Annotated in this window: 22 protein-coding genes, 2 tRNA genes and 2 pseudogenes; 20 read left to right on the top strand and 6 right to left on the bottom strand. The window is 62.5% G+C overall.

Annotation, left to right across the window (positions count from 1 at the left end; all coding sequences use genetic code 11):
* The first annotated feature begins 33 nt into the window (after window positions 1–33).
* Together lolA and GTP44_RS21350 are read left to right on the top strand one after the other, a co-directional pair.
* Window positions 34–675 (top strand): outer membrane lipoprotein chaperone LolA, encoded by a 642-nt coding sequence (gene lolA, locus GTP44_RS21355; RefSeq protein ID WP_202424174.1) that lies wholly within the window; start codon window positions 34–36, stop codon window positions 673–675.
* 62 nt (window positions 676–737) lie between these two features.
* The gene (locus GTP44_RS21350) at window positions 738–2,042 is read left to right on the top strand and encodes a replication-associated recombination protein A (protein WP_160992717.1); all 1,305 of its coding nucleotides are present in this window, start codon (window positions 738–740) and stop codon (window positions 2,040–2,042) included.
* A gap of 20 nt (window positions 2,043–2,062) precedes the next feature.
* Here the strand turns inward: GTP44_RS21350 and GTP44_RS21345 are convergent, their stop codons facing one another.
* Window positions 2,063–3,025: a helix-turn-helix transcriptional regulator gene (locus GTP44_RS21345; protein ID WP_161020991.1), complete on the bottom strand. Its 963-nt coding sequence runs from the start codon at window positions 3,023–3,025 to the stop codon at window positions 2,063–2,065.
* 130 nt (window positions 3,026–3,155) lie between these two features.
* Here GTP44_RS21345 and GTP44_RS21340 point away from each other — a divergent pair, with 130 nt between their 5' ends.
* Window positions 3,156–3,986, top strand: a complete 831-nt coding sequence (locus GTP44_RS21340; protein WP_161020990.1) for an alpha/beta fold hydrolase — start codon at window positions 3,156–3,158, stop codon at window positions 3,984–3,986.
* A 9-nt stretch (window positions 3,987–3,995) separates the two neighbouring features.
* Here the strand turns inward: GTP44_RS21340 and GTP44_RS21335 are convergent, their stop codons facing one another.
* Complete coding sequence (locus GTP44_RS21335) at window positions 3,996–4,412, bottom strand: hypothetical protein (RefSeq protein ID WP_161020989.1); 417 nt, start codon at window positions 4,410–4,412, stop codon at window positions 3,996–3,998.
* Window positions 4,413–4,680: 268 nt separating this feature from the next.
* On the opposite strand from GTP44_RS21335, the gene GTP44_RS21330 reads away from it, so the two are divergent.
* The 4 genes from GTP44_RS21330 (at window position 4,681) to GTP44_RS21315 (ending at window position 6,568) form a co-directional block, all read left to right on the top strand.
* Window positions 4,681–4,887, top strand: a complete 207-nt coding sequence (locus tag GTP44_RS21330) for a hypothetical protein (protein WP_161020988.1) — start codon at window positions 4,681–4,683, stop codon at window positions 4,885–4,887.
* Window positions 4,888–4,978: 91 nt separating this feature from the next.
* Complete coding sequence (serS, locus tag GTP44_RS21325; RefSeq protein WP_161020987.1) at window positions 4,979–6,268, top strand: serine--tRNA ligase; 1,290 nt, start codon at window positions 4,979–4,981, stop codon at window positions 6,266–6,268.
* A gap of 79 nt (window positions 6,269–6,347) precedes the next feature.
* Window positions 6,348–6,437, top strand: a tRNA-Ser gene (locus GTP44_RS21320).
* Window positions 6,438–6,478: 41 nt separating this feature from the next.
* A tRNA-Ser gene (locus GTP44_RS21315) sits at window positions 6,479–6,568 on the top strand.
* Window positions 6,569–6,674: 106 nt separating this feature from the next.
* Here the strand turns inward: GTP44_RS21315 and GTP44_RS21310 are convergent.
* Both GTP44_RS21310 and GTP44_RS21305 read right to left on the bottom strand, forming a co-directional pair.
* Complete coding sequence (locus GTP44_RS21310) at window positions 6,675–8,333, bottom strand: pectate lyase (protein ID WP_161020986.1); 1,659 nt, start codon at window positions 8,331–8,333, stop codon at window positions 6,675–6,677.
* A gap of 39 nt (window positions 8,334–8,372) precedes the next feature.
* Window positions 8,373–9,488: a helix-turn-helix transcriptional regulator gene (locus GTP44_RS21305; RefSeq protein ID WP_161020985.1), complete on the bottom strand. Its 1,116-nt coding sequence runs from the start codon at window positions 9,486–9,488 to the stop codon at window positions 8,373–8,375.
* 161 nt (window positions 9,489–9,649) lie between these two features.
* Here GTP44_RS21305 and GTP44_RS21300 point away from each other — a divergent pair, with 161 nt between their 5' ends.
* From GTP44_RS21300 to GTP44_RS21270, 7 genes and pseudogenes are all read left to right on the top strand, one after another.
* Complete coding sequence (locus GTP44_RS21300; protein ID WP_161020984.1) at window positions 9,650–10,168, top strand: hypothetical protein; 519 nt, start codon at window positions 9,650–9,652, stop codon at window positions 10,166–10,168.
* 325 nt (window positions 10,169–10,493) lie between these two features.
* A complete protein-coding gene (locus tag GTP44_RS21295; protein WP_161020983.1) occupies window positions 10,494–10,745 on the top strand; it encodes a hypothetical protein in 252 nt (83 codons plus the stop codon).
* Window positions 10,746–10,793: 48 nt separating this feature from the next.
* Window positions 10,794–11,958: pseudogene (locus GTP44_RS21290) on the top strand (IS3 family transposase).
* Between the two features lie 39 nt (window positions 11,959–11,997).
* Window positions 11,998–12,915 (top strand): annotated as a pseudogene (locus GTP44_RS21285) (NAD-dependent epimerase/dehydratase family protein); the annotation flags it as partial.
* Complete coding sequence (locus tag GTP44_RS21280; RefSeq protein ID WP_161020982.1) at window positions 12,912–13,460, top strand: DUF5625 family protein; 549 nt, start codon at window positions 12,912–12,914, stop codon at window positions 13,458–13,460. The pseudogene GTP44_RS21285 and the gene GTP44_RS21280, both read left to right, overlap by 4 nt.
* A 58-nt stretch (window positions 13,461–13,518) precedes the next feature.
* The gene (gene galE / locus GTP44_RS21275) at window positions 13,519–14,514 is read left to right on the top strand and encodes a UDP-glucose 4-epimerase GalE (protein ID WP_161020981.1); all 996 of its coding nucleotides are present in this window, start codon (window positions 13,519–13,521) and stop codon (window positions 14,512–14,514) included.
* Window positions 14,515–14,573: 59 nt separating this feature from the next.
* Window positions 14,574–15,080, top strand: coding sequence for a DUF2059 domain-containing protein (locus tag GTP44_RS21270; protein ID WP_161020980.1), 507 nt, complete (start codon window positions 14,574–14,576; stop codon window positions 15,078–15,080).
* A 37-nt stretch (window positions 15,081–15,117) separates the two neighbouring features.
* Here the strand turns inward: GTP44_RS21270 and GTP44_RS21265 are convergent, their stop codons facing one another.
* Window positions 15,118–15,657, bottom strand: a complete 540-nt coding sequence (locus GTP44_RS21265; RefSeq protein WP_161020979.1) for a UPF0149 family protein — start codon at window positions 15,655–15,657, stop codon at window positions 15,118–15,120.
* 83 nt (window positions 15,658–15,740) lie between these two features.
* Here GTP44_RS21265 and GTP44_RS21260 point away from each other — a divergent pair, with 83 nt between their 5' ends.
* The 6 genes from GTP44_RS21260 (at window position 15,741) to GTP44_RS21245 (ending at window position 21,502) form a co-directional block, all read left to right on the top strand.
* Window positions 15,741–16,433 (top strand): SIMPL domain-containing protein, encoded by a 693-nt coding sequence (locus GTP44_RS21260; protein ID WP_161020978.1) that lies wholly within the window; start codon window positions 15,741–15,743, stop codon window positions 16,431–16,433.
* Window positions 16,434–16,534: 101 nt separating this feature from the next.
* Window positions 16,535–16,681 (top strand): hypothetical protein, encoded by a 147-nt coding sequence (locus tag GTP44_RS27255; RefSeq protein WP_202424172.1) that lies wholly within the window; start codon window positions 16,535–16,537, stop codon window positions 16,679–16,681.
* Window positions 16,682–16,881: 200 nt separating this feature from the next.
* Window positions 16,882–17,022 carry a hypothetical protein gene (locus tag GTP44_RS27250; RefSeq protein WP_202412949.1) on the top strand — a complete coding sequence of 47 codons (141 nt, stop codon included), beginning with the start codon at window positions 16,882–16,884 and terminating at the stop codon, window positions 17,020–17,022.
* Window positions 17,023–17,112: 90 nt separating this feature from the next.
* Window positions 17,113–17,478, top strand: a complete 366-nt coding sequence (locus tag GTP44_RS21255; RefSeq protein WP_160992824.1) for a hypothetical protein — start codon at window positions 17,113–17,115, stop codon at window positions 17,476–17,478.
* A 77-nt stretch (window positions 17,479–17,555) separates the two neighbouring features.
* A complete protein-coding gene (locus tag GTP44_RS21250) occupies window positions 17,556–20,993 on the top strand; it encodes a response regulator (RefSeq protein WP_161021002.1) in 3,438 nt (1,145 codons plus the stop codon).
* A 41-nt stretch (window positions 20,994–21,034) separates the two neighbouring features.
* Entirely contained in the window at window positions 21,035–21,502 is a 468-nt protein-coding gene (locus GTP44_RS21245) for an acyl-CoA thioesterase (RefSeq protein ID WP_160992753.1), read from the top strand.
* A gap of 18 nt (window positions 21,503–21,520) precedes the next feature.
* Here the strand turns inward: GTP44_RS21245 and GTP44_RS21240 are convergent, their stop codons facing one another.
* On the bottom strand, window positions 21,521–23,068 hold the full coding sequence (locus GTP44_RS21240) for a methyl-accepting chemotaxis protein (protein WP_161020977.1): 1,548 nt from the start codon (window positions 23,066–23,068) through the stop codon (window positions 21,521–21,523).
* Between the last annotated feature and the right edge of the window lie 74 nt (window positions 23,069–23,142).

Below are 23,142 nucleotides of genomic sequence, written 5' to 3'. Positions count from 1 at the left end.
TCGATGCCGTCCTTCCCGCGCATGCGGGAATCCATGCTGCGTAAAGATGTGCTGCGGCACATTGCGGCGCTGACCACCGGCCTGCTGCTGGCCGGGGGCGCCCATGCCAGCGCGCTGGAGCAGTTCAAATCCTTCGTCTCGTCGACCAAGGCGGCCAAAGGCGAGTTCGTGCAGACGCAGGTGAAAAACACCAACGGCGATACGCCAAAGGCCGCCAAGAGTTCCAGCGGCACCTTTGTGTTCGCCCGTCCCGGCAAGTTCATCTGGACTTACGTCAAGCCCTATGATCAGGTGCTGCAGGCCGATGGCGACCAGCTGTTCATCTACGACAAGGACCTGAACCAGGTCACGGTGAAGAAGCTGGGCGACGCGCTGGGTTCGTCGCCGGCCGCCATCCTGTTCGGCAGCAACGATCTGGAAAAGAATTTCACCTTGTCCGAAGGCGGCGCCCGCGACGGTCTGGAATGGCTGAAAGCCGTGCCGAAGACCAAGGACACCAGTTTCGAGCAGATCACCATCGGCCTGAAGGATGGCTTGCCGGCGGCCATGGAGCTGAAGGATTCCTTCGGCCAGACCTCGGTGCTGAAGTTCAGCAAGATCGAAAAAAATCCGGCGCTGAGTGCCACGAGTTTTAAATTCGTCATGCCGAAGGGCGCGGACGTATTCAATAATTAAGCGTTAGCGACACCGTTCCAACGCCGCAGCTGCGACGCTGCGGCGTTTTTCCATTTCAGACCATGGCAGATTTATTTTCCACCGAACCCCGGCAGCCTCTGGCCGAAGCCCTGCGGCCCAAGACGCTCGATGAAGTCATCGGCCAGCGCCACCTGCTGGGGCCGGGCAAGCCGTTGCGCCTGGCGTTCGAGTCGGGCCAGCCGCATTCGATGATCCTGTGGGGGCCGCCGGGCGTGGGCAAGACCACGCTGGCGCGCCTGACCGCCAAGGCCTACGACTGCGCGTTCATCGCGCTGTCGGCGGTGTTTTCCGGCGTCAAGGACATCCGCGCCGCGATGGAGCAGGCGCAGCACAATCTGGATCAGGGCAAGCACACCATCCTGTTTGTCGACGAGATTCACCGTTTCAACAAATCGCAGCAGGACGCCTTGCTGCCGTATGCCGAATCCGGCCTGGTGACGCTGATTGGCGCCACCACCGAGAATCCGTCGTTCGAGGTCAATTCGGCGCTGCTGTCACGCTCGCAGGTCTATGTGCTGAAGTCGTTCGACGACAGCGAGCTGCGGCAGATGGTGGACCGCGCCCGCGAAAAAGTGCTGACGCAGCTGGAATTCGCCGACGCCGCCATCGACACGCTGATTGGCTACGCCGACGGCGACGGCCGCCGCCTGCTGAATTTGCTGGAGGTGACCGGCACCGCCGCCAACGCCGCCAAGACCAACCAGATCACCGCCGAGTTCATCCAGAACGCGCTGACGCTGAACGCGCGCCGCTTCGACAAGGGTGGCGACAATTTCTACGACCAGATCTCGGCGCTGCACAAATCGGTGCGCGGCTCGAATCCGGACGCCGCGCTGTACTGGCTGTGCCGCATGCTGGACGGCGGCGCCGACGCGCGCTATCTGTCGCGCCGCATCGTGCGCATGGCGTGGGAGGACATCGGCCTGGCCGACCCGCGCGCCATGCAGATCGCCAACGACGCCGCCGCCACCTTCGAGCGCCTCGGCTCGCCGGAAGGCGAACTGGCGCTGGGGCAGGCGGTGATTTATCTGGCGATCGCCGCCAAGAGCAATGCCGGCTACAACGCCTTCAACGAAGCGATGGCGTTCGTGCGCAAGGACAAGTCGCGCGAAGTGCCGGTGCACTTGCGCAACGCGCCGACCAAGCTGATGAAGGAGTTGGGTTACGGTCACGAATACCGCTACGCCCACGACGAGCCGCACGCCTACGCCGCCGGCGAAACCTACTTCCCCGACGATATGCGCGAGCCGGGCTGGTATCAGCCGGTCCCGCGCGGCCTGGAAACCAAGATCGCCGACAAGCTGGCCTTCCTGCGCAAGCTGGACGAGGATGCCGGCAAACGCTGAGCCGGCATCAGAGGGGGCTCTCAATTGCCCATGATAGCCGGCAGCCGGGCCGATAGCTGGGTCTTGTTGTCCACGTCCAGCTTGGCGTACACGCTGTGCAGCTGGTTGCGCACGGTCGCCGGCGAATTGCCCAGCTGGCGGGCGATTTCCTTGTAGCTCATGCCGTTGGCCGCCAGCCGCGCGACATTCCACTCGGCGCCGGTCAGGCGCACCCGAGGGCGGGGGGCGATCTGCAGGTGCAGCGTCTCCCCCAGCAGCACCGCCGTGACCACGATGTGGGTGCCGGTGTACTGCCGCTGCTCGGCGACCAGCTGCCGTAGCAATTCCGGCGGCAGGAACGGCGGTAGCCACTTGGGCCATTCGCGCTGCAGCAGGGCGATGGCGTCGGGCGGCGCGAAGTGCATGCACCCAGGCAGGCTGGACAGCGCAGAGACGCGCTGCGCCGGCCGCGACGCCTTGTCGGCGAACAGGCGCAGGCTGATCTGGTTGGCCTGGAGCAGATGTGGCAGCAGCAACTGGCTCAGCGCCTGGTCATTCGCCGAGTAATCCCGGCTGGCTGGCGCGCGCCACAGGGACACCACCTCAACGCTGTTGGGATCGCTTTCGCGCACCGGCGGAATGTGAATCAGCGTGTGGGCGATGTCGTAGCGCTCGCAATAGTCGAGGAAATCCGGCTGCGCGCTGAAGGTGTCGCGGCTGTTGTAGGCCGCCGAGGCGCCACGCCGCCGCATGGCGGCGGCCAGCACGTGGTCCGGCGTGGTCAGCTCGCTCCAGCTCATCAACTGCTCCGGCGGCTGATGGTGCAGGTGCATGCTGTGCACCACGATCTGATTGCCGTCCTTGATCTCCGTCTTCAGCAGAACCGCCGAGTCGAAATGCACGACGGCCTTCATCAGCCGCAGCGCGTGCTCGCCGAATTCGGCCGGCGTGCATTCCTGGGCGGCGCCGTACAGGTTCAGGATCAGATGGTTGTAATTTTCCAAGATGTAACTAGTTGCTATTTTGGTAGCTATGCTACGGAGTGGCATCACATTTGTCCAGAGGCAAGCGCGCAAAATCGCGCCGTTGATGGCATGATGTCGTTGTGCCCAAAAAATGCATACAGGAGAAGCAATGAACAAGCAGTTGGTGGTGGACGGTATCGATATCCATATCGAAGGCGAGGGCGCGGAAACCATCGTGATGATCCATGGCTGGCCGGACACCTACCGGTTGTGGGATGCCCAGGTGGCGGAATTGCGCCACCGCTATCGCTGCGTGCGATTCACCTTGCCGGGGTTTGACATCAGCAAGCCGCGCCGCGCGTATTCGCTGGACGCGACCATGCGCGTGCTGCTACACATCGTCAACAGCGTCAGCGCGAAGCAAAAGGTGATTCTGATGCTGCATGACTGGGGCTGCGTGTTCGGCTATGAGTTTTACATGCGGAATAAAGCGCTGGTGTCGGCCATCATCGGCGTTGATATCGGCGACGCCCAGTCGCGCGCCACCAACCGCTCGCGCTCGTTGACGCAGAAGATGATGGTCAGCGGCTACCAGAGCATGCTGGCGCTGGGCTGGGCCATGGGCGGTACGCCCGGTGATCTGTTGACCAGGACCATGGCGCGCCTGCTGGGCACGCCATCGCCGCGCGAATACATCAGCGCGAAGATGAACTTTCCCTACTATATATTGACTGGCGGCGCGGCCGGTTCCTACAGCTCGCTGGTGCCGTTCGCGCCGGCCGTGCCGATGCTGTTCATCTACGGCATGCGCAAGCCATTCATGTTCCATTCGCCGCAGTGGACCGAAACGCTGGCCGCCAAGCCGGGCTGCAAGGTGGTGGCGATGGAGACCGATCACTGGCCGATGGTGCGCCAGCCGGAGCGCTTCAACGACATCGTCATCGGCTGGCTGGAGCGGCCGGCCGAGACGGGAGCGGCGGCCGAAGAGGACGCCGCTTAGCTGCCTGGCTTAGCGCAGGCGGATCGGCTTCTGGTACGGGGCGAACGGCGGCGGCGGCAATTGAACATCGGCGTAGGCCTGGCGGAAGCACTCGGCTTTTTTGCCCTCGACGTCGGTGGTGGTGCGGGTGACTTTGCCGCTGGCGTCCAGCGTCAGGATGATGACGACCGGATACTTGTTGATGTCGTGGCAGTTGCCGCGATCATCGAGCTTTTTGGCATTGTTGTAGTTCAGCGAGACTTCCTCGTACTTGCTCGCCTTGTCGTTCGGGAACTGGGCGTTGAACTTGTTCATCTCGCTGGCGAAGTTCGGGTTGGCCGCCGGTGGCGGTTCGTTGTTCCAGGCGCCGCCGCCGGTTGAGGCGCAGCCCGCTGCGATCATTGCCACCGCGCTGGCCGCTGCAATTTTCAGGATGTTGGTCTTCATTTGTTCTCCTTTGAACTTTGTACTATTGGATACATAGTACAAAGTTCAAACACGGTGTGGCGCACGATTAGTTGCGTAGGAGAAATCCTACAATAAATGCGCAGACGGCTTGGCTGTGGGCTGGCAGGCGTGCGCGTACCCGCCATTTTTGCATTTCAGGCGCCGTTTCCGGCGCTTCGTCGCATCCCCGTCGCACGCCGTAGCGCCTTTAGGTACAGTACAACCATACCACAGCACTGACTGACACCACTACCTGAAGGAAGCTATCATGAACATCGCTAAACACATGGAAATCATCTTCGCCGCCGCCGCCGTTGTTGCCGCCGCCACCAGCTTTGCCACCGCCGCCGATGGCCGTGTCGATATCTACCTGCCAGCCGACCAAGCCGTGGTGGCGGCCAAGGCCGATACCGCCATGCCGACCGTCACCGTGACCGCCAAGCGCCTGACCGCCGCCGAAAAAGCCGTGCTGTAATCGCGGCGGCCGGCGGGCCGCGCAAAACCCGCTGGGAGTGGCGTCGTCTTGGTACAATGGTCGTTTTCGATACAACAACGGCTTCATTCCCATGATTGACATCCAACTGCTCCGTAAAGATATAGCCAACGTCGCCGCGCGCCTGGCGACCCGCAAGTTTCAGCTCGATGTGGAGGCGTTCAATGCGCTCGAATCGGAACGCAAAGCGATCCAGATGCGCACCGAAGAACTGCAGGGCAAGCGTAACTCGCAGTCCAAGCTGATCGGCATGATGAAGGGCAAGGGCGAAGACACCACCGCGCTGATGGCGGAAGTGGCCGGTCTGGGTGACGAGCTCAAGGCCAACGAAGTCAAACTGGCCGAGTTGCAGGCCCAATTGTCGGATTTCCTGCAAACCATCCCCAACCTGCCGCACGAGTCGGTCCCGGTCGGCAACGACGAGAGCGGCAATGTCGAAGTGCGCAAGGTCGGCACGCCGCGCGGCTTCGACTTCGAGGTCAAGGACCATGTCGATATCGGCGCGCCGCTGGGCCTGGACTTCGACACCGCGACCAAGCTGACCGGCTCGCGCTTCTCGGTGATGAAGGGCGGCATCGCCCGCCTGCACCGCGCGCTGGCGCAGTTCATGCTGAACACCCACACCGACGAGCACGGCTACACCGAGTGCTACACCCCCTACCTGGTCAACGCCGATTCGCTGCGTGGCACCGGCCAGTTGCCGAAATTCGAGGCCGACCTGTTCTCGGTGAAGAAGGGCGGCGTCGAGGGCGAGGGCGAGAACTTCTACCTGATCCCGACGTCGGAAGTATCGCTGACCAACATCGTCCGCGACGACATCCTGGCGGCCGACGACCTGCCGCTGAAGATGACCGCCCACACCCCGTGCTTCCGCTCGGAGGCGGGCAGCTACGGCCGCGACACGCGCGGCATGATCCGCCAGCACCAGTTCGACAAGGTCGAGATGGTGCAGGTGGTGCATCCGGAGCAGTCGTATGCGGCGCTGGACGAGATGGTCGGCCATGCCGAAACCATTCTGCAGCGCCTGGGCCTGCCCTACCGCGTGCTGTCGCTGTGCACCGGCGACATGGGCTTCGGCGCCACCAAGACCTACGATCTGGAAGTGTGGCTGCCGGCGCAGAACACCTACCGCGAGATTTCGTCGCTGTCGAACTGCGAAGCGTTCCAGGCGCGCCGCATGCAGGCGCGCTTCCGCAACGGCCAGGGCAAGCCGGAACTGGTGCATACGCTGAACGGTTCGGGCCTGGCGGTGGGGCGCACGCTGGTGGCGGTGCTGGAGAACTATCAGCAGGCGGACGGCTCGGTGGAGATCCCGGCGGTGCTGCGTCCGTACATGGGTGGCCTGACGCATTTGACGGCATAAAAATCGCGGCGAAATTGTCCTTCCATTTTTGCTGACACCTGCTATAATCTTGCCTTCTCGCAGCAGCAGGTGGGAAAACGGAGAGGTGGCAGAGTGGTCGAATGTACTTGACTCGAAATCAAGCGTAGGGGCGACCCTACCGTGGGTTCGAATCCCACCCTCTCCGCCAACTGTTTGGATGTGAGAAAAAAGTAGTAAAAAGCGTCACCAGGAGAGGTGGCAGAGTGGTCGAATGTACTTGACTCGAAATCAAGCGTACGTTAAATCGTACCGTGGGTTCGAATCCCACCCTCTCCGCCATAATTAAATAAAAAAGCTCCCGCAAGGGAGCTTTTTTATTTGGGCCGCGGGAGGAGAGCGCAGCTCGCGCGTGGGATTCGCCGGACTAAGTGGCTGGCCGGCATGTCTACCTCAGCGTCGACTCATACAGGACGCGGTCCTGCAAGGTTTTCGACGAACCGTCCGCCAGCAGATATTCGCCCTCCGTATAGCCCGCCGCATTGATGAAGGTCGGCACCGCCCGCTCCCGGCCTTCGATCGCAGCCTGCAGCGCCAACAGGGCGTAGGGCTCTATGGTGTCGACGTTGACATACACATGGTCCTTGCTGGGAATAAAATAGCCGGCCGGCCGTCCATCGATGTGGCGGAAAAAATACCGTTCGCACAGGTTGTTGCCGATTACACGAGCCAAGTCCAGATAGGCCGCGGCGCTGGTTTTCCAATAAATGTCGAGCACCGCAAAAATGGCCAGTGGATCGGCCAGCGTCGTCGCGAGATTGACGGAAGGTGCGCCGTGGCTCGCCCCCCAATCGCCCATCCCGTTGCTCAACGCCAGGTCCCGCACCGCCTGCCATATGGCGCCGTTGCCGGTGACGCGGTAGGCGCGCGTGTAAGACAGCAAGTACAGGCAATTGGCCGGGTAGGGCGGGAGCCGGCCGCCGGCACTGCCGTAGTAGCCGTTGCGCAGCAGGACAAAATCGGTCAGGTCGGTGCCATCCGTGAGCATGGCACGAAAAGTATTGGTCTCGGCGACATGGGCGTGCCGCTTGAACGCCAGGAGTCCGTCGATCGTCGACGCCAGTAGTCCGCCGCTTCTGGCCGGCAAACGCGCCGCCACCTCCAGCTGCATCAACGCGTTGCATGAATAAATGCTCCGCGCCTGAGACTCCAGCAACATGGTCGCTTCAAGTACTCGGCGTTGGTGCGGAGCGGGCCGCGGCGAAGTCTCCAGCTCGGGCCCCAACTGCCGCTGGGCGCGGTCGCCGAAATGCGAGCGGGTCTCATCGTGGCTGCGCGCTTCCTCCACCTGGCGTGGCTGCGAGAACTGATAGGCCCCGAGGCCGGTGTCGGGGTTTCTGGCGCTGGCGAACTGCGCGGCCAGACGACGGGCCGACGTCCAGGCCGCGTCGTTGCCCGCGTAACGCGCCAGCAGCGCGCCGGCGTAGATCAGATCGTTGCCGGCGCTGAGAAAAGACAAGCCCTTGGTTTCGCAATACGGCTCCGGCCTGACGTACTGCGCCGTGTTCCATAAGGTGCGCGGATCGATGGCCTTGTCGAATTTGCCGTGCCGACTGATTTCAAGTGTCGGCCCGCTGACGTGCGCGTTCCAGAAACCGCAGATAAATCTCCGGGTCGCCATCGGATCGACTTCGAACATCAGCTCGTAGTAGGGGAAGGCGTTTTTCAATTCATGCACATGGTTTTTTTCACTGGGCCCGACCGCCCGCAAGGTGCGCAGGTCGACGAACTGGTGGCCGCCCCAGCGTAACAGGCCATGCTCGCTTTGCAGGTGGCGGAAGTAAAACTCGACATTGCCGGCTGCGACGTTCCGGTAATGCCGGTCGCCGGTGAGGGCGCTGAGCGAGTGCAGGATCCGCATCAGATTTTGCTGACAGGAGAAATTCGAGATGATGCTGCGGCCGCCGTCGGGAAAACGCCAGTCCAGATGAGCGCCGCCGCGGACCTCGAAGCCATTGGCCAGCAGCGGCGCCGCCTGGTCACGATAAACATCGCGCGCATGGTGCAGGATATTCCGTACATGGGTAGTCACGGCGTGCAGCCTCATGGTATCGTCGCCGCGGCGTCCATCGGCCTGTTCTCCTTGTTAAAACAGGGGCGGCAGCCCATACACGAGCCGGACCAATTCCGCTTGCCTGCCGAGGCCGACTTTCTGGTAAATGTGCTGGGTATGGGTTTTGACGGTGGCCAGCGAGATGAACAGACTTTCGGCAAGTTCGTCCGGACTCTTGCCGCTGGCCAGGCCGACGGCGACCTTGGTCTCGGCCTGCGTCAGCCCGTAAGTCTGCTGCAGCAAATGGGGCGCCATGGTGCGTTGCTGGTTGATGTCCGTGATGATCAGGGTCACTTGGGCCTGATTGTCGTCAAGGTGGCGACGTTCTTCGTGCTCGATCGGCAACACCAGAATTCTGGCCTGCATACCGTCACGGACGCCCACGGTATCGATGGCGCCGACTCTGAAATCGCGGTGGTCGCTGGCGCCGGCCGCGCGGATGAGTTGAATGAGCGCGGCGTTATCGTCCGGCACGGCGAGACGGATGCGGCCTAAGTGGGACGAAATAAGCGATCCGGATTCCAGCCACAACTCGGCACGGTGGTTGCTCATGCGGATCTGCCCGCTTGGGCTGACGATGACGATGCCGTAATCCATGCGGTCCAGCACCGTCATCGCCAGGCGACGGGCGTCGCTGATGACGCCGACCTTGGCCGCGACCTGGTCGGCCATGGCGAAATGAGGGATCAAACGCTGCATGAAGTCGGTCTCTGCGCGGGAAAAAGGCGCCTGGCTGAGCAAGCGCTGGAAGCCGAACAGGCTGATCATGCTGCCTTGCATGCTGACCACGCCGCTGAGCACATAGCGCATGCCATTGGGAATCAGGAATTCGGAGTGAAAACGGCTGCCCGCGATGTCGGATTCGGACAGGTACTCACTGCACGCGAAGGCCTTGCCCGGGGTTTTAACGATATGCGTCAGCGTCGGATCCAGGCTCAGGTAATGCTCGTTGTAGAGCTGGGCCATCTGATGGTCATGCCCCACGGTATACCAGAAAGCGCCGCGGCCCTGTCTGACTTCCAGCCCGGCATAAAAGCCGGCCACGGCGCCGATCGCCGTGTTGATGGCGGTCAGCAACGCGGACCATTCGTCGGCCCCCACGGCCGCCGCGTAGATCAGTTGAATAATTCGTTCCAGCTGTTCTTCCATCTGAACCTTCCCCATCAGCCAAAAATCATCTGTTGAGATGATTCGGCGAATTGAACGGCAACCTATTATCAGCACCTCGGCTCTGGTTGCGATCGAGTGTACATGATGGCAATCGGCCCTTGGTGCGATTTTTTGTATCGTAATTTTTCAAGGACAGAGATATGAATTTTCTTTTGCGTACAGTATTTTCGGGATCCGGCGTTATGCTTGCCGGCGCATTGTTCTTCTGCGTCCCACAGGTGTCGGCAATCGCGCAAGAACAGTTATCTCAAAAGAAAGCGGGTTCGATTATGGAAAATAACAGCGTTAGCGTTAGCGTTAGCGTCAGCGACAAAGACCAGCAGTTGGTGCTGGAGATGGAAAAGATATTTGAAAAATATCCAGAAAAGTTTACGCCGGAAATTCAGCAAAAATTTCGCGCCAGACAAATAGCCGTGGGGATGGATCCCTACCTGGCGCATCTGGCCGGCGGCGCCTTCTCCTTCAAAGTGGATGCCGATCCGTTGAAATGGCCGATCCATGCCGATCCACAGCAAGTGATGTGGGCGCAAGCCATGCACCCGGACAACAGCCATATCTGGATGACCTTTGAAAACAATACCCAGTTTCCCGCCGAAGGGAAAACCGGCTTTGTCGTCTATGTCGAAAGCGGAAAAGTGAAGACCATCGAGAAACTTTAAATGGTCGGCGCCACCGCCGGACGCGCATCTTGAAACATCCACCCTGAAGTTACAAAGCCATTCCGCCATCGCCTGAACCGAATATAGCCGGCCGGCAAAAATATGCTCTTTTATATCCGCCGTATATAGGGCGTCACGGGATCAGGACGGTGCGGCAACGCCATGACGGCGTCATGCCTAACGTCTTGATGGCGAACCATATTTACTGAAATAAATATGGTTATTTGAATGTCTTTACTACGAGGATTAAAATATGCCAGTTTTAACCATTGTTACTGCTACCAAAGGTACCGAGGCCGATGGTAGTCAATCTTTTGCGGGACATATGTACTATGTGCTGACCGATGATTCGGGCCAGGATCATAGCTTCGGTTGGGCGTCGGATGAAAGCCATCAGGGCAACCCTATCGCCCCGGGGGCGGTCTACACCAACGACGACAGCAATTATCAGCCGCTGACCTACAGCGCCTCATCCGTGTCGATCTCCCAGGCCCAGTACGATACCCTGATGGGCTTCGGCACGCCGGGCAGCGCCAACTACCTGGAAGGGATGAGCAGCACCTATGAGGTAACCTGAGTTTTTCGGACACTTCCATTTGATAAACTTGTCAAAGGGAGTGAGATCATGAAATCAACAACATACACGCCGGAGTTTCGGGCCGAGGCGGTAAAACTGGTACTGGCGCAAGGCCTGACACTTGAGGAGGCGGCGAAGCGCATCGCGATACCGAAAGGGACACTGGCGAATTGGGTGAGTACTGCCAAGCGCCATTCCGATCCCGCTGCGCCGCCTGGTAGCCGCAGCGTCGCCGAACTGGAGGCGGAAGTGGCCAAGTTGCGCAAGGAGCTTGCCGTGGAACGGATGGAAAAGGAAGTGCTAAAAAAGGCCACCGCGTACTTTGCGAGGGAGTCGCTGCCCGGTACGCGTTCATGAAATCGGTGCGGCTCGAATATCCTCTTGGCTTGTTGTGCAGGGCCTTTTCGGTGTCGCGCAGCGGCTTTTATGCGGCGGCGGATCGGCCGCCGTCCCAGCGACGGCAGGATGATGAGCGATTGAAGGTTGCCATTAAGGCCGCCCATGCACAGACGCGCGAGACCTACGGGCCGTTGCGCTTGCAGCCAGAGCTGGCCGCACAAGGTTTTGACGCGGGTCGTGATCGCATCATACGACTGCGGCGGGAACTGGGCCTGCGCTGCAAGCAAAAGCGGAAGTTCAAGGCCACGACCAATTCGAAGCACGCCTTCCCGGTGGCGCCGAACCTGTTGGAGCAAACCTTCGCGCCGACACGGCCGAACGAGGCCTGGGTCAGCGACATTACCTACGTCGCCACCGAGGAAGGATGGCTCTACCTGGCAGGCATCAATGATGTCTTCACTTGCGAGATGGTGGGTTATGCGATGGGGGCGCGAATGACGCAGGATCTGACGGCGAAAGCACTGTGGCGGGCGGCTCAAAGTAAGCGCCCGGCACCGGGGCTGATTCTGCACTCCGACAGGGGAGTCAATACTGTGCTGACGACTACCGCAAGCTGGTCGCGCAGTTCGGTATGCAGGCCTCCATGTCGCGCAAGGGGAACTGCTTTGACAACGCGCCGATGGAGAGCTTCTGGGGCAGCTTGAAGAACGAATTGGTTCATCATCAGAAGTACGCTACACGCGCCAACGCGGAGGCGGCAATCAGGGAGTACATCGAGATTTTCTACAACCGCCAGCGGCGTCATTCGCGCCTTGGCTACGAATCGCCAGCGAGGTTCGCTGAGAACTTCAGCAAACAAGCGCTGGCTGCTTGAAACGGAAGTGTCCACTATTGACAGTACACCTCACGTCTCGCCGATCTGGGTATCAAGGTCATTGCGTGCGATAACTTCAATGACTATTACTCGCAGCAGCTCAAGCAGGACCGGGTCGGCGCCATGCTGGCGCCGCGCGACATCGTCTGCCACGCGGTCGAATTATCCGATGCCGAGCAAGTGAGCGCGCTGTTTGACGAACACCAGCCCGGCATGGTGGTGCATCTGGCGGCGCAGGCCGGAGTGCGGCACTCGCTGAAAAATCCCGCGCTGTACGTCAAGGCCAACATGGTAGCCTTCGGCAACGTGCTGGATGAATGCAGAAAGTGCGCGGTCCGGCATCTGCTGTATGCGAGCAGCAGCAGTGTCTACGGCGCCAACGCCAAGGTGCCGTTTCACGAGGATGACCGGACGGACGAGCCGATTTCGTTGTACGCGGCCACCAAGAAGTCCGACGAGCTGATGGCCTATTCTTATAGTCACTTATACGGTCTGCCCGCCACCGGCATGCGCTTCTTCAGGGTGTACGGCCCGTGGGGGCGGCCTGACATGGCTTATTTCAGCTTCACCCAGAAGATATTGAAAGGCGAACCCATCCCGGTGTATGCCAACGGCGAACTGCTGCGCGACTTCACCTACATCGACGATGTGGTGGAGGGCGTGGTGCGGCTGTTGTTCAAACCCCAAGTGGCGAGTTCCGGTCACTATCCGCATTCAGTCTTCAATATCGGCAATCAAACACCGGTACAGGTCCGCGAGTTTATCGGTATCCTGGAAAGGGTGCTGGGAACGAAGGCCAACCTGGAGTTTTTTCCCATGCAACCCGGCGATGTGCCCGCGACCTTCGCGGACATCAGCAGGCTGCGCGACTGGATCGACTTCACGCCGCATACGCCGCTCGAGCAAGGCTTGAACAAATTCCGCGACTGGTATCAAACATGGCTGGAGCAAGCATGAACACACAACGATTTTTTATCGGCAGGTCTCTGCTGGCGGCGTGCTTGCTGGTGATGACCGCCCAGGCGTGGGCGCAATCGCCGTTGTTCGAGTTTGAGCCGGTGTCGCTTGCCGCTCCCGGGCTGGTTTTGACCAAATCGGTTGACGCGCGCCAGGCCTGGAATTATTCACTGAATCTCGACTTCGAGTTTGCTTCGAACGACGCGATCTTTCGCGATCAGGTGGTGGGCTCGCGATATGACCGCAACTTCGGCCAGCCATATGACAAAATTCCCCTGTCGTCGCGACCGGGATTGGGGCGGCCGATGCCATTTCATGTGATCGTGCGGCGACTGGATAATCAACAGACGGTGCTGGACCGGAACTATGAATCGTTATGCCTGATGGGTACGCGCACCAGCGCGCCGATCAAATCGCGCATCATCGCCCGAATCGCCTTGCAGCAGGGGCGCTATGTGATTGAAGTTCATAATCTGGCCGCCCAGACCGGGCTGGAACATATCAAGACCTCTATCTCGCTGACCGCCGGGCACGGAAAATGGTAGAGGGCCTGCGGTTTAACTTGCGCCCGCGCCGCGCGGGCCGAGTTCGGGTGCGCGGGTCATGAGGGGAGGCGACGCGGGCAAGCCACATGTGCTGGTGGTGGGCGGCGCCGGCTATATCGGCTCGCACATGGTCAAGCGTTTGCGGCAGGCGGGCTATGCGCCGGTGGTGCTGGACAATCTGTCGCAGGGACGGCGGGCGGCGGTGGGCGACGCGCCGCTGATCGTCGGCGAACTGGGCGACGACAGCGTGCTGAACGTGATTTTCCAGGCCTGGCCGATCGCCGCCGTGATGCATTTCGCCAGCTTCATCCAGGTGGGCGAATCGGTGGCCAGGCCGGCCGCCTATTACTACAACAACGTCAACAATACGCTGGCGCTGCTGCAGGCCATGGTGCGCCACCAGGTGCCGCGCTTTATCTTCTCGTCGACTGCGGCGATTTTCGGCGATCCGGATTACCTGCCCATCGACGAACGGCATCCCAAGGCGCCGCTCAACCCATATGGCCGTTCAAAGTGGATGGTGGAGCAGATGCTCGGCGATTTCGACGTGGCCTACGGCTTGCGCTCGTGCTGCCTGCGCTATTTCAACGCCGCCGGCGCCGATCCCGAAGGTGAACTGGGCGAGTGCCACGAACCGGAAACGCACCTGATACCGGTGGTGTTGCAGGCCGCGGCGGGGCGCCGGCGGTCGGTCACGGTCTTCGGCCGCGACTACGCCACGCCGGACGGCACCTGCATCCGCGACTACATCCACGTCAGCGACCTGTGCGACGCCCATTTGCTGGCGCTCGAATCGCTGCTGGACGGCGGCGCCAGTTCGCGTTTCAACCTGGGCAACGGCGTGGGATATTCGATCAACGAAGTGATCGAGGCGGCGCGGCGCGTAACCGGTGCTCCGATCATGGTCATCGATGGCCCGCGGCGACCGGGCGATCCGGCGCGGCTGGTGGCCGATCCCGCGTTGGCGCACGAAACGCTGGGCTGGACGCCCAGGTTCAGCGATATTGACGCGATGATTGGCCACGCGTGGGCGTGGGAGCGGCGGACTGGTTAATGTCGTGGACAGGTTGCGGCCTTTGACCATAAAATCCGGGCATTATTAAAGGAGCAAACATGAAATCATTCGTCGCGGTTCTTCTTGCCGGCCTGCTGGCCGGTTCCGTCCACGCCGCCACCGCCGCCAATCCAGACGCCGCGCAAGTCAAGGCCGCGCACGACCTGATGGCCGCGATGCAGGCCGAGAAGATGATGCGCATGACCGCCGGCATGAGCCGTTACGCCTCGCCGGCGCAGCGCAAGGAAGTCATGGACAAGGTCATCAACCTGCAGCCGGAGCTGGTCTACAACCGTCTGGCGCTGCCGGTGGCCAGGCTGCTGAGCACCGAGACATCCACCGAGATGACCAGCTTCTACCAATCCAGCTATGGCAAGAAAGTCCTGCAGCAAACCTATAACAGCGCCGCCTCGCTCGGCCCGAGCGTGCCGACGCCGACCGCCGCCGAAAAGGCCGCGCTGAAAAAACCGGCCTACCTCAAGGCCGAGAAAGAATTCAAAGCCAACGAACAAGCCATCAACCACGAAACCTTCGTGCTGCTGAAGCAGATCATCAACGGCAAATAATAAACTCCGGGGTCAGGTCCAAAACCCGGAGTTACGGTCACTCGGCGCCGCAGCACTTCTTGAATTTTTTGCCGCTGCCGCAGGGGCAGGGGTCGTTGCGGCCGGGCTTGGCTGCTTTGACTTGCGGCGCGTGGAAGAAGGTGTTGATCTGGATGACGGCCGGCGTCACCCTGCCGGCGTTCACCGGCTCGAACGGCGCCAGCAGCGCCGGCTGGTTGGCGCGCAGCGGCGCCCAGGCGTCATGGTTTAACTGCACGCCGGCGAGGAAGCCGGCGCACCACGCCTCGGCGGTCCAGCTGCCGCCGCATTCGTAGATCGGCTCGAAGCTGGCGGGGTCTTTGCGCAACCATTCACGCATGTAGGTGTGGTGGCGCAGCACCAGTGCCTCGGCCTCGGCGTTGCCGGACTCGCCGCCCCACACCAGCGGCAGCCAGGCCGCTGGCGTGGTGTCGACCGGACCGGCCACCAGCGCGGTCAGCAGACCTTCCAGCCCCGCAACATCCATCGCGTCCGCGCCGAGCGTGGCCAGCAGGTCGTCCAGTTGTTCGTATTCGTCGTCGTTCAGTGGTGTCGTCATACCGTCATTGTAGGGTTTTATAAGTAGACACTGTTGTCTACTTCGTGGAATACTGTGGCTTCCTTCATTCCGGAGTCACGTTCATGTTCAAGAAGCTGTTGCTTGCCGTCGCTGTGTTGCCCTTCGCGGTCCAGGCGGCCGACCTGCCGTCCTATCCCTTCATCCACACCGCCGGCGAGGGTTTCGTCATGCTGGCGCCCGACCTGGGCGAAATCGATTTCGACCTCAGCGCCTACGATCCCGATCCGGCGGTGGCGACCGCGCTGGTGGCCGAACGGGCGGGGCAGGTGCGCGCGCTGCTCGAAGGCGTCGAGGCCAGCGCCGACATCCACAATATGCGCAAGGAGCTGCGCAAGGGCGAACCAGCGGCGGAGGCCTACGATATCCGCAGCGCGGTGCACATCGTCGTCAACGATCTGGGCAAGTGGCGCGACATCATGCAGGCGCTGCTGGCCATGCCCAACGTCGATCACTTGTCGACCTCCTTCGGCCGCAAGGACCGGCTGCAGGCCGAGCGCGAACTGACCGCCGCCGCCGTCCAGGACGCCCAGCGCCGTGCCGACGCCATGGCGGCCGGCATCGGCAAGAAGGTGGGGGCGGTCAGCGCCATGTCGTCCGGCCAGTTGCGCAACCTGACCCACGCGGTGGGGTTGATGCCGGGCGACCTGTACCCGCGCAACCGCAGCGTCAATGTGCCGCCGGCCGACAAGGACTGGCTGGCGATCGACACCTTGCGCTGGTCGCAGACGGTGGATGTGATCTTCCGCATTAAGTAATCACTGCCGGCGTGCGTTGTCGCACGTCCGTGCGGTGCGCCGTCTTGTTTCTCGCGGCGTCTGCGCCACACTGAAGATCAGTTCATTCAGGAGGACCTCGCATGACCCGCATACACGCCCACACCACGCCCGATCCGGACGTGCCGCCACCACCGCCGGAAAGAGATCCGCCGCCGGATCACGCGCCGTTCCCCGACCAGGCGCCGATCGAGGAGCCGACGCCGCCCAAGGTGCCGATCAAAACCTGAGGTTTACGGGCGCTTATGTGCGCCAACGCACCGTCCGTTGCGTGGAACGGACGGTATGCTTGTTCCACGCTCTCTAGCAACGTGACAGCCGTTGCTTGGCGGACACATTTCTTCATATTTGTGTTGGGCGTCACACAGCGGTAATGGAAGAGTTTCTATAATCGAGTCATGTCGTCACCTTTCTGCACACGGAGAGCATCATGGGCAATTCCTTACACAATAAAATCTACCTCGGCCGCCGTAGCGTAGCGCTCAGCGCCAAGCGTGTTCAAGCCATGATCTGCCTCGCGGCGTTTGCCAGTATCGGCCTGGTTTGGCTGGCGATCCGCGCTTTCCAGTAAGGTTTTTTCCAGCCGGCGGCGGGGCGTTGTCTTGCCGCCGGGACTGCTAGCGCGTACCATGAGGGTCGCAGCAGTCTTTTATGGAAAAAAATGAAGAATGAAAAATTCACGCAGGACGAGTACAACGCCCTGTACGAAGTCCAGCGCGGCATCAAAGGTGACCGCGTCAGCGCGTGTGTCGGCCGCAACAGCAAACGCCTGTCCGGCCTGAAACTGATCAGTATCGCCCACAACGGCCGCATCTCGCTGACCGACAAGGGCGCGCAAACCATCTTCCTGCACCGTTGCGTGCAAGCGCTGCGGGCGCTCGACGCCCAACCAGGCGGCGCCCTGGAGGAGGATATCGCCCTGTTTCTCGGCAAAAAATCGCATGTGGTGCCACGCGCCGACGGCGGTTTCGAGCTCAGCGAGAAAGGCCGCGAGTCGCTGGCCGACATCACCCTGCAAGGTTTTTGATGAAAACGCTCCTACGGAGCGTTTTTTTTGCCGCACGGCATGGTCAAGACGATAACAACACGCATACCCCCTTGGCGATGAGATTCGACACGCTGCAGAAGATCCGCAAATTATTCCGCTTGCTGGTAACGGCCGTGGCGGTGGTATTGCTGATCGTCTGTATTTTTGTCGTGCATGTGCTGAACCAGAGCCGGCTGCGCTACTACGCGGCGGCAGCGGAGACCTCGCACAATCTGGCCATTTCGCTGGAAAACTTCATGCAGTCGCATTTTCAGGAGGTGGACCTGGCGCTGCGCCGCGCCGACCAGGAATTCCGCGCCATGCACACGCAGCAGCGGTTCTCCGACGACAAGTTCAGCGCCTACCTGCGCGGGCTGAAGGAGCGCATGCCGCATGCGCAGGCGGTGCGCGGCGCCGACGCGGCCGGGCGCGTCATCTATGGCGAACACAGCGACCTGCAGCTGCCGGCCGAGCTGGTGGTGCGCGAGTTTCAGGCACGCGCGCCGGCGGCGCGTGAGTTGCTGTTCGGCTTGCCGCTGGCCTCGGGCGCGCGCGGCGAGTGGGTGTTGCCGCTGGCTTACCCGTTGACCCTGCCCGATGGCGGCCTGGGGGGCGTCGCCTATGCGCTGATCAACAGCGCGCAAATCACCGCGGCGTTTTCCAGGCTCAATATCGGCGAGCATGGCGCGGTTTTGCTGGTCGACGAGAAAAAGCGCGTGCTGCACCGTTTTCCTGTGGTCGAGGGCATGCCGTTCGGCAGTACCATCACGGCCAGTCCGGCCACCCAGGCCGTGTTTGACAGCCAGCGGCGCAGTGCCAGCTACAAGGTGATCAGCGCTCTCGACGGCCGCGAGCGCATGCTCAGCCTGGAGAAGGTCGGCGCCTATCCGGTGTATGTGGTGGTGGGCCTGGCCAGCGAGGATTTTCTGCAGCCATGGTACAAGGAAATCCGCAACGCCTCGATTTTCCTGGTGCTGCTGATCGGCTTGTCGCTGGTGTTGCTGAAGGGCGTGCGCTTCAATCTCAAGCAACAGTACCAGACGCTGACCGCGCTGGGCGAGACCGACCAGGCGTTGCAGGCGTCGCTGGCGCGGCTGACCGCGTCGGAATCGCGCTGGCGCTCGCTGACCGAGGGTCTGCCGCAGATGGTCTGGACCGCCACGCCCGACCTGCGCATCGATTTCATGAGCCATCACTGGGCCAGCTTCAGCGGCCTGCCGGCGTCCCAATTGCTGGCTGGCGGCGACTGGACGCAGGTGATCCATCCGGATGACCAGGCGGTGATCGCCGCCGCGCGCGCGCAGGCGCTGGCCGGCGGCGACGAGTTCCGCTGCGACTGCCGGCTGCGCCGCCACGACGGCGCCTGGCGGATTTTCGATAACCACGCGCTGCCGCAGAAGGACGCCGCCGGGGCCATCGTCAGCTGGGTGGGCAGCAGCACCGACAGCACCGAGCTGCGCACCGCGCACGACGCCCTGCTGCAGGCCAAGGAGGCGGCCGACCAGGCCGGACGCGCCAAGTCGGACTTCGTCGCCAACATGAGCCACGAGATCCGCTCGCCGATGAACGCGGTGCTGGGCATGCTGCAACTGCTGCGCCAGACCAGCATGACCGGGCGCCAGCAGGACTATGTCGACAAGGCGCACGCGGCGGCCAGCGCCTTGCTCGGCCTGCTGAACGATGTGCTGGACTTTTCCAAGGTGGAGGCCGGCAAGCTGGCGCTCGATCCGCATCCGTTCCGCATGGACAAGCTGTGGCGTGACCTCGCCGTGATCCTGTCGGCCAACATCGGCGACAAGCAGATCGAGGTGCTGTTCCGCATCGACCCGGCGCTGCCGGCGCTGGTGGTGGGCGACGCGCTGCGGCTACAACAGATTTTGCTGAACCTGGCCGGCAACGCCATCAAGTTCACCGAGCGTGGCGAGGTGGTGGTGTCGGCCCAGTTGGTGGCGCAGAGCGCCACCAGCCTGTCGGTGGCGTTCGCCATCCGCGACACCGGCATCGGCATCGCGCCGGCGCAGTGCGCGCATATTTTCGACGGCTTTTCGCAGGCCGAGGCATCGACCGCGCGCCGTTTCGGCGGCACCGGGCTGGGACTGGCGATCAGCCAGCGGCTGGTGCGCATGATGGGCGGCACGCTGCGCGTGGTCAGCGAGCAGGGGCAGGGCAGCGTATTCGATTTCGCGGTCGATTTCGGCGTCGCCGGCGCCCAGCCGGACTTGCTGCCGGCAGCGTTGCCGGCCGATGTCGCGCCGCTGCAGGACGCGCTGATGCGCGACTTGTCCTGCCTGGTGGTGGACGATCACCCGGTGGCGCGCACGGTGCTGCGCGAGATGGCCGCCTCGTTCGGCTGGCGGGTGGACCTGGCGGCCGACGGCCACGCCGCGCTGGACGCGATCGCCGCCCAGATCGGCCGCGGCACCGCCTATGACGTGGTGTTCATCGACTGGCGCATGCCGGCGCTGGACGGCTGGGAGACCAGCCGCCGCATTCGCCAACTGACGCCGCAGGCCAAGATGCCGTTGATCGTCATGGTCACCGCGCACGACCGCGAGATGCTGGCGCAGCGGCAACAGGACATCACGCCGATGCTGGACGGCTTCGTGGTCAAGCCGGTGACGGCATCGATGCTGTTCGACGCGGTGGCCGACGCGCGGCTGGGACGGCGCAAGCCGCTGGCGCCGCCGCCAGCGTTGCGCCGGCTGGCCGGCATGCGTTTGCTGCTGGTGGACGACAATCCGGCCAATCAACAGGTGGCCAGCGAGTTGCTGAGCAACGAAGGCGCGCAGGTGGCGGTGGCCAGTTCGGGGCCGATGGCGCTGGCGGCGGTGTCGCGCGGCGGACCGCTGGCCGACCTGGTGCTGATGGACATCCAGATGCCGGAGATGGACGGCTACCAGACAACGCGCGCCATCCAGGCCCGGCTGGGCGAGGCGACGCCGCCGATCGTGGCGATGACCGCCAACGCCATGGCCTCGGACCGCGCCGCCGCGCTGGCGGCCGGCATGGTCGACCACATCGGCAAGCCGTTCGACCTTGAGCAACTGATCGCCGTCATCCTGCAGCACGCGCGCCGCGCTGGCGCCGCCTCCGCCGCGCCGGAGTCGGCACCAGCGCCAACACCGGCCAGTGCCGCGAGCAGCGTCACCGTCGGGCCGGCCACGCTGCGGGCGCCTTCCAGCATCAACAGCGCCGCCGCGTTGAAGCGGCTGGGCGGGCTGGAATCGGTCTATCTGATCGCGCTGCGCAGCTTCATTGCCGAAGCCGAAAAACTGGCGACGCAGCTAATCGCCGCCCGTGGCGAACAGAACCTTGCCGCCGCCTTGCCTGCGCTGCACACGCTGAAAGGCCTGGCCGGCACGGTGGGTGCCGACCAACTGGCCGAGCTCAGCCAGCAAGCCGAGCGCGCGCTGAAAGACGACAGCGGCGCCTGGGGCGCGCTCGCCCCGGTGCTGGACGCCTGTCCCACCGTCATCGCCGACATCGAACAACTACTGTCCGAATGTCAGACCTGACACCGGACTTTTACAACAGGAGCATACCAATGGAAAAACCAATGAACTGGGTCGCGCACGAGTTGAGCATGACCGTGCTGATGACGCCGGATATGGCGAATTTCTCCGGCAACGTCCACGGCGGCACGATTCTGAAGTATCTCGACAGCGTGGCCTATGCCTGCGCCAGCCGCTATTCCGGCAGCTATGTCGTCACGCTGTCGGTCGATCAGGTGATGTTTCTGCAACCGATACATGTGGGCGAGCTGGTGACTTTTCTGGCGTCGATCAACTACACCGGCAATACGTCGATGGAGGTCGGCATCCGCGTGGTGACCGAGAATATCCAGCAGCGCCTGGTGCGCCACGCCAACAGCTGCTATTTCACGATGGTGGCGGTCGATAGCGACCGCAAGCCGGTCAAGGTGCCGGCGCTGACGCCGGAAACCGAGGAGCAAAAGCAGCGCTGGGAACAGGCGCTGCTGCGCAAGCAGGCGCGCCAGATGGTGCACGGCAACCGCAAGCAGTAACGGCGCGGCCGGCGCCGTCTAGGTCAGACGAAACACGCTGACCACGGCCGCCAGCTTGGCCGCCTGTTCCTGCAGCGCGGCGGCGGCAGCGGCCGCTTCTTCCACCAGCGCGGCGTTTTGCTGGGTCACGCCATCCATCTGGATGATGGCGCGGTTGACCTCCTCGATGCCAACGCTCTGTTCCTCGCCGGCCGCCGTGATCTCGGACACCACGTCGCTGACGCGGCGCACGCTGTCCACCACTTCGGCCATCGTCTTGCCGGCCTGTTGCACCTGCACCGTGCCGGCGCCGACCTGCACCACCGAGTCGTCGATCAGCGCCTTGATTTCCTTGGCCGCCGAGGCGCTGCGCTGCGCCAGGCTGCGCACCTCGGACGCCACCACCGCGAAGCCGCGTCCCTGCTCGCCGGCGCGCGCCGCCTCGACCGCCGCGTTCAGCGCCAGAATATTGGTCTGGAAGGCGATGCCGTCGATGACGCTGATGATGTCGACGATCTTGTGCGAAGCCGTGCTGATCGATTCCATGGTCGCGATCACCTCGTCCACCACCTTGCCGCAATCGCCGGCCACGCTGGAGGCCGACATCGACAGTTGTTTGGCCTGGCGCGCGTTGTCGGCGTTCTGCTTGACGGTCGAGGTCAGCTGTTCCATCGCCGAGGCGGTTTCCTCCAGCGAGCTGGCCTGCTCCTCGGTGCGACTCGACAGGTCGAGATTGCCGCTGGCAATTTCCGCCGAGGCGATGGCGATCGTGTCGGTGCCGCCGCGCACTTCGCCGACCACCCGCCCCAGGCTGGCGTTCATCGCCGCCAGCGCCGTCATCAGCTGACCGGTCTCGTCGGCGCCGCCCTGCGTGATGGCCGCCGTCAGGTCGCCGGCGGCCACGCGCTGCGCCACATCGACGGCATCCTGCAGCGGCCGCGCCACGGTGCGCGCGACGAACATCGCCAGCGTCAGACCGAGTGCGATCAGTACCGCCAGCATGACGAAAATCAGGCTGCGCGCCTGGTGGAAGGTGGCGCCGGCCTGCTGGTCGGAGGCCAGGCTGCCGTCGTCGTTGATCTTGACCAGCGTCTCCAGCTGCTCATTGACCTGGCGGAACTGCTTGTTCGACGCGCCGCGGAACAGCGCCCGCGCCTCATCCTTCTTGCCGGCGTGGGACAAGCTCTTCAATTGCTCGCTCAGGCGCTTGTATTCGTCCAGCGAGGTTTGCAGGTTGGCATAGATGCGCTTTTCCTCGGGCTCGGAGACCAGCGCCGCGTAGGCGGCCTGTTGCTTGCCGAGCGTTTCGAGCCGGCTGGCCATCGACTTGTCGGTGGCCTTCATCTCCTCCTCGTCGCTGAGCAGGATGTGGGTCGATTCGGAAATCCGGTAGCGTGACAGGGAGTTCTGCATCTGCCCCAGGTAGCGCACGGCGGGCAGCCAGTTGGTGGCGATGTCGCTGGAGGCCTGGCTGACCTTGACCAACTGGTTGATCGAGAACAGTCCGAGCGCGCAGGTCAGCACCAGCAGAATTGCAAACGAAAAAATTAATTTCTTGGCAATCTTAAGATTGTAAAACCATTGCATACTGTCCCCTGAGCTTTTGCTATTCTGAAATACATCATAGCGAATAGGGCAGGGGATGTCGAACGATGCGCCGC

Origin of the sequence: Duganella lactea (assembly GCF_009857505.1) — a bacterium.
Classification (GTDB): Bacteria; Pseudomonadota; Gammaproteobacteria; order Burkholderiales; family Burkholderiaceae_D; genus Rugamonas; species Rugamonas lactea.
The sequence above is the reverse complement of the archived record's forward strand: the minus strand, read 5'-3'. Positions and strand labels throughout refer to the sequence as shown.

What these genes read in the sequence shown, in the direction of transcription:
- lolA (WP_202424174.1), top strand. Translation starts at nt 34, where the DNA reads ATGCTGCGTAAAGATGTGCTGCGGCACATTGCGGCGCTGACCACCGGC.
- GTP44_RS21350 (WP_160992717.1), top strand. Translation starts at nt 738, where the DNA reads ATGGCAGATTTATTTTCCACCGAACCCCGGCAGCCTCTGGCCGAAGCC.
- GTP44_RS21340 (WP_161020990.1), top strand. Translation starts at nt 3,156, where the DNA reads ATGAACAAGCAGTTGGTGGTGGACGGTATCGATATCCATATCGAAGGC.
- GTP44_RS21335 (WP_161020989.1), bottom strand. Translation starts at nt 4,412, where the DNA reads ATGAAGACCAACATCCTGAAAATTGCAGCGGCCAGCGCGGTGGCAATG.
- GTP44_RS21330 (WP_161020988.1), top strand. Translation starts at nt 4,681, where the DNA reads ATGAACATCGCTAAACACATGGAAATCATCTTCGCCGCCGCCGCCGTT.
- serS (WP_161020987.1), top strand. Translation starts at nt 4,979, where the DNA reads ATGATTGACATCCAACTGCTCCGTAAAGATATAGCCAACGTCGCCGCG.
- GTP44_RS21310 (WP_161020986.1), bottom strand. Translation starts at nt 8,333, where the DNA reads ATGAGGCTGCACGCCGTGACTACCCATGTACGGAATATCCTGCACCAT.
- GTP44_RS21305 (WP_161020985.1), bottom strand. Translation starts at nt 9,488, where the DNA reads ATGGAAGAACAGCTGGAACGAATTATTCAACTGATCTACGCGGCGGCC.
- GTP44_RS21300 (WP_161020984.1), top strand. Translation starts at nt 9,650, where the DNA reads ATGAATTTTCTTTTGCGTACAGTATTTTCGGGATCCGGCGTTATGCTT.
- GTP44_RS21295 (WP_161020983.1), top strand. Translation starts at nt 10,494, where the DNA reads ATGTACTATGTGCTGACCGATGATTCGGGCCAGGATCATAGCTTCGGT.
- GTP44_RS21280 (WP_161020982.1), top strand. Translation starts at nt 12,912, where the DNA reads ATGAACACACAACGATTTTTTATCGGCAGGTCTCTGCTGGCGGCGTGC.
- galE (WP_161020981.1), top strand. Translation starts at nt 13,519, where the DNA reads ATGAGGGGAGGCGACGCGGGCAAGCCACATGTGCTGGTGGTGGGCGGC.
- GTP44_RS21270 (WP_161020980.1), top strand. Translation starts at nt 14,574, where the DNA reads ATGAAATCATTCGTCGCGGTTCTTCTTGCCGGCCTGCTGGCCGGTTCC.
- GTP44_RS21265 (WP_161020979.1), bottom strand. Translation starts at nt 15,657, where the DNA reads ATGACGACACCACTGAACGACGACGAATACGAACAACTGGACGACCTG.
- GTP44_RS21260 (WP_161020978.1), top strand. Translation starts at nt 15,741, where the DNA reads ATGTTCAAGAAGCTGTTGCTTGCCGTCGCTGTGTTGCCCTTCGCGGTC.
- GTP44_RS27255 (WP_202424172.1), top strand. Translation starts at nt 16,535, where the DNA reads ATGACCCGCATACACGCCCACACCACGCCCGATCCGGACGTGCCGCCA.
- GTP44_RS27250 (WP_202412949.1), top strand. Translation starts at nt 16,882, where the DNA reads ATGGGCAATTCCTTACACAATAAAATCTACCTCGGCCGCCGTAGCGTA.
- GTP44_RS21255 (WP_160992824.1), top strand. Translation starts at nt 17,113, where the DNA reads ATGAAGAATGAAAAATTCACGCAGGACGAGTACAACGCCCTGTACGAA.
- GTP44_RS21250 (WP_161021002.1), top strand. Translation starts at nt 17,556, where the DNA reads ATGAGATTCGACACGCTGCAGAAGATCCGCAAATTATTCCGCTTGCTG.
- GTP44_RS21245 (WP_160992753.1), top strand. Translation starts at nt 21,035, where the DNA reads ATGAACTGGGTCGCGCACGAGTTGAGCATGACCGTGCTGATGACGCCG.
- GTP44_RS21240 (WP_161020977.1), bottom strand. Translation starts at nt 23,068, where the DNA reads ATGCAATGGTTTTACAATCTTAAGATTGCCAAGAAATTAATTTTTTCG.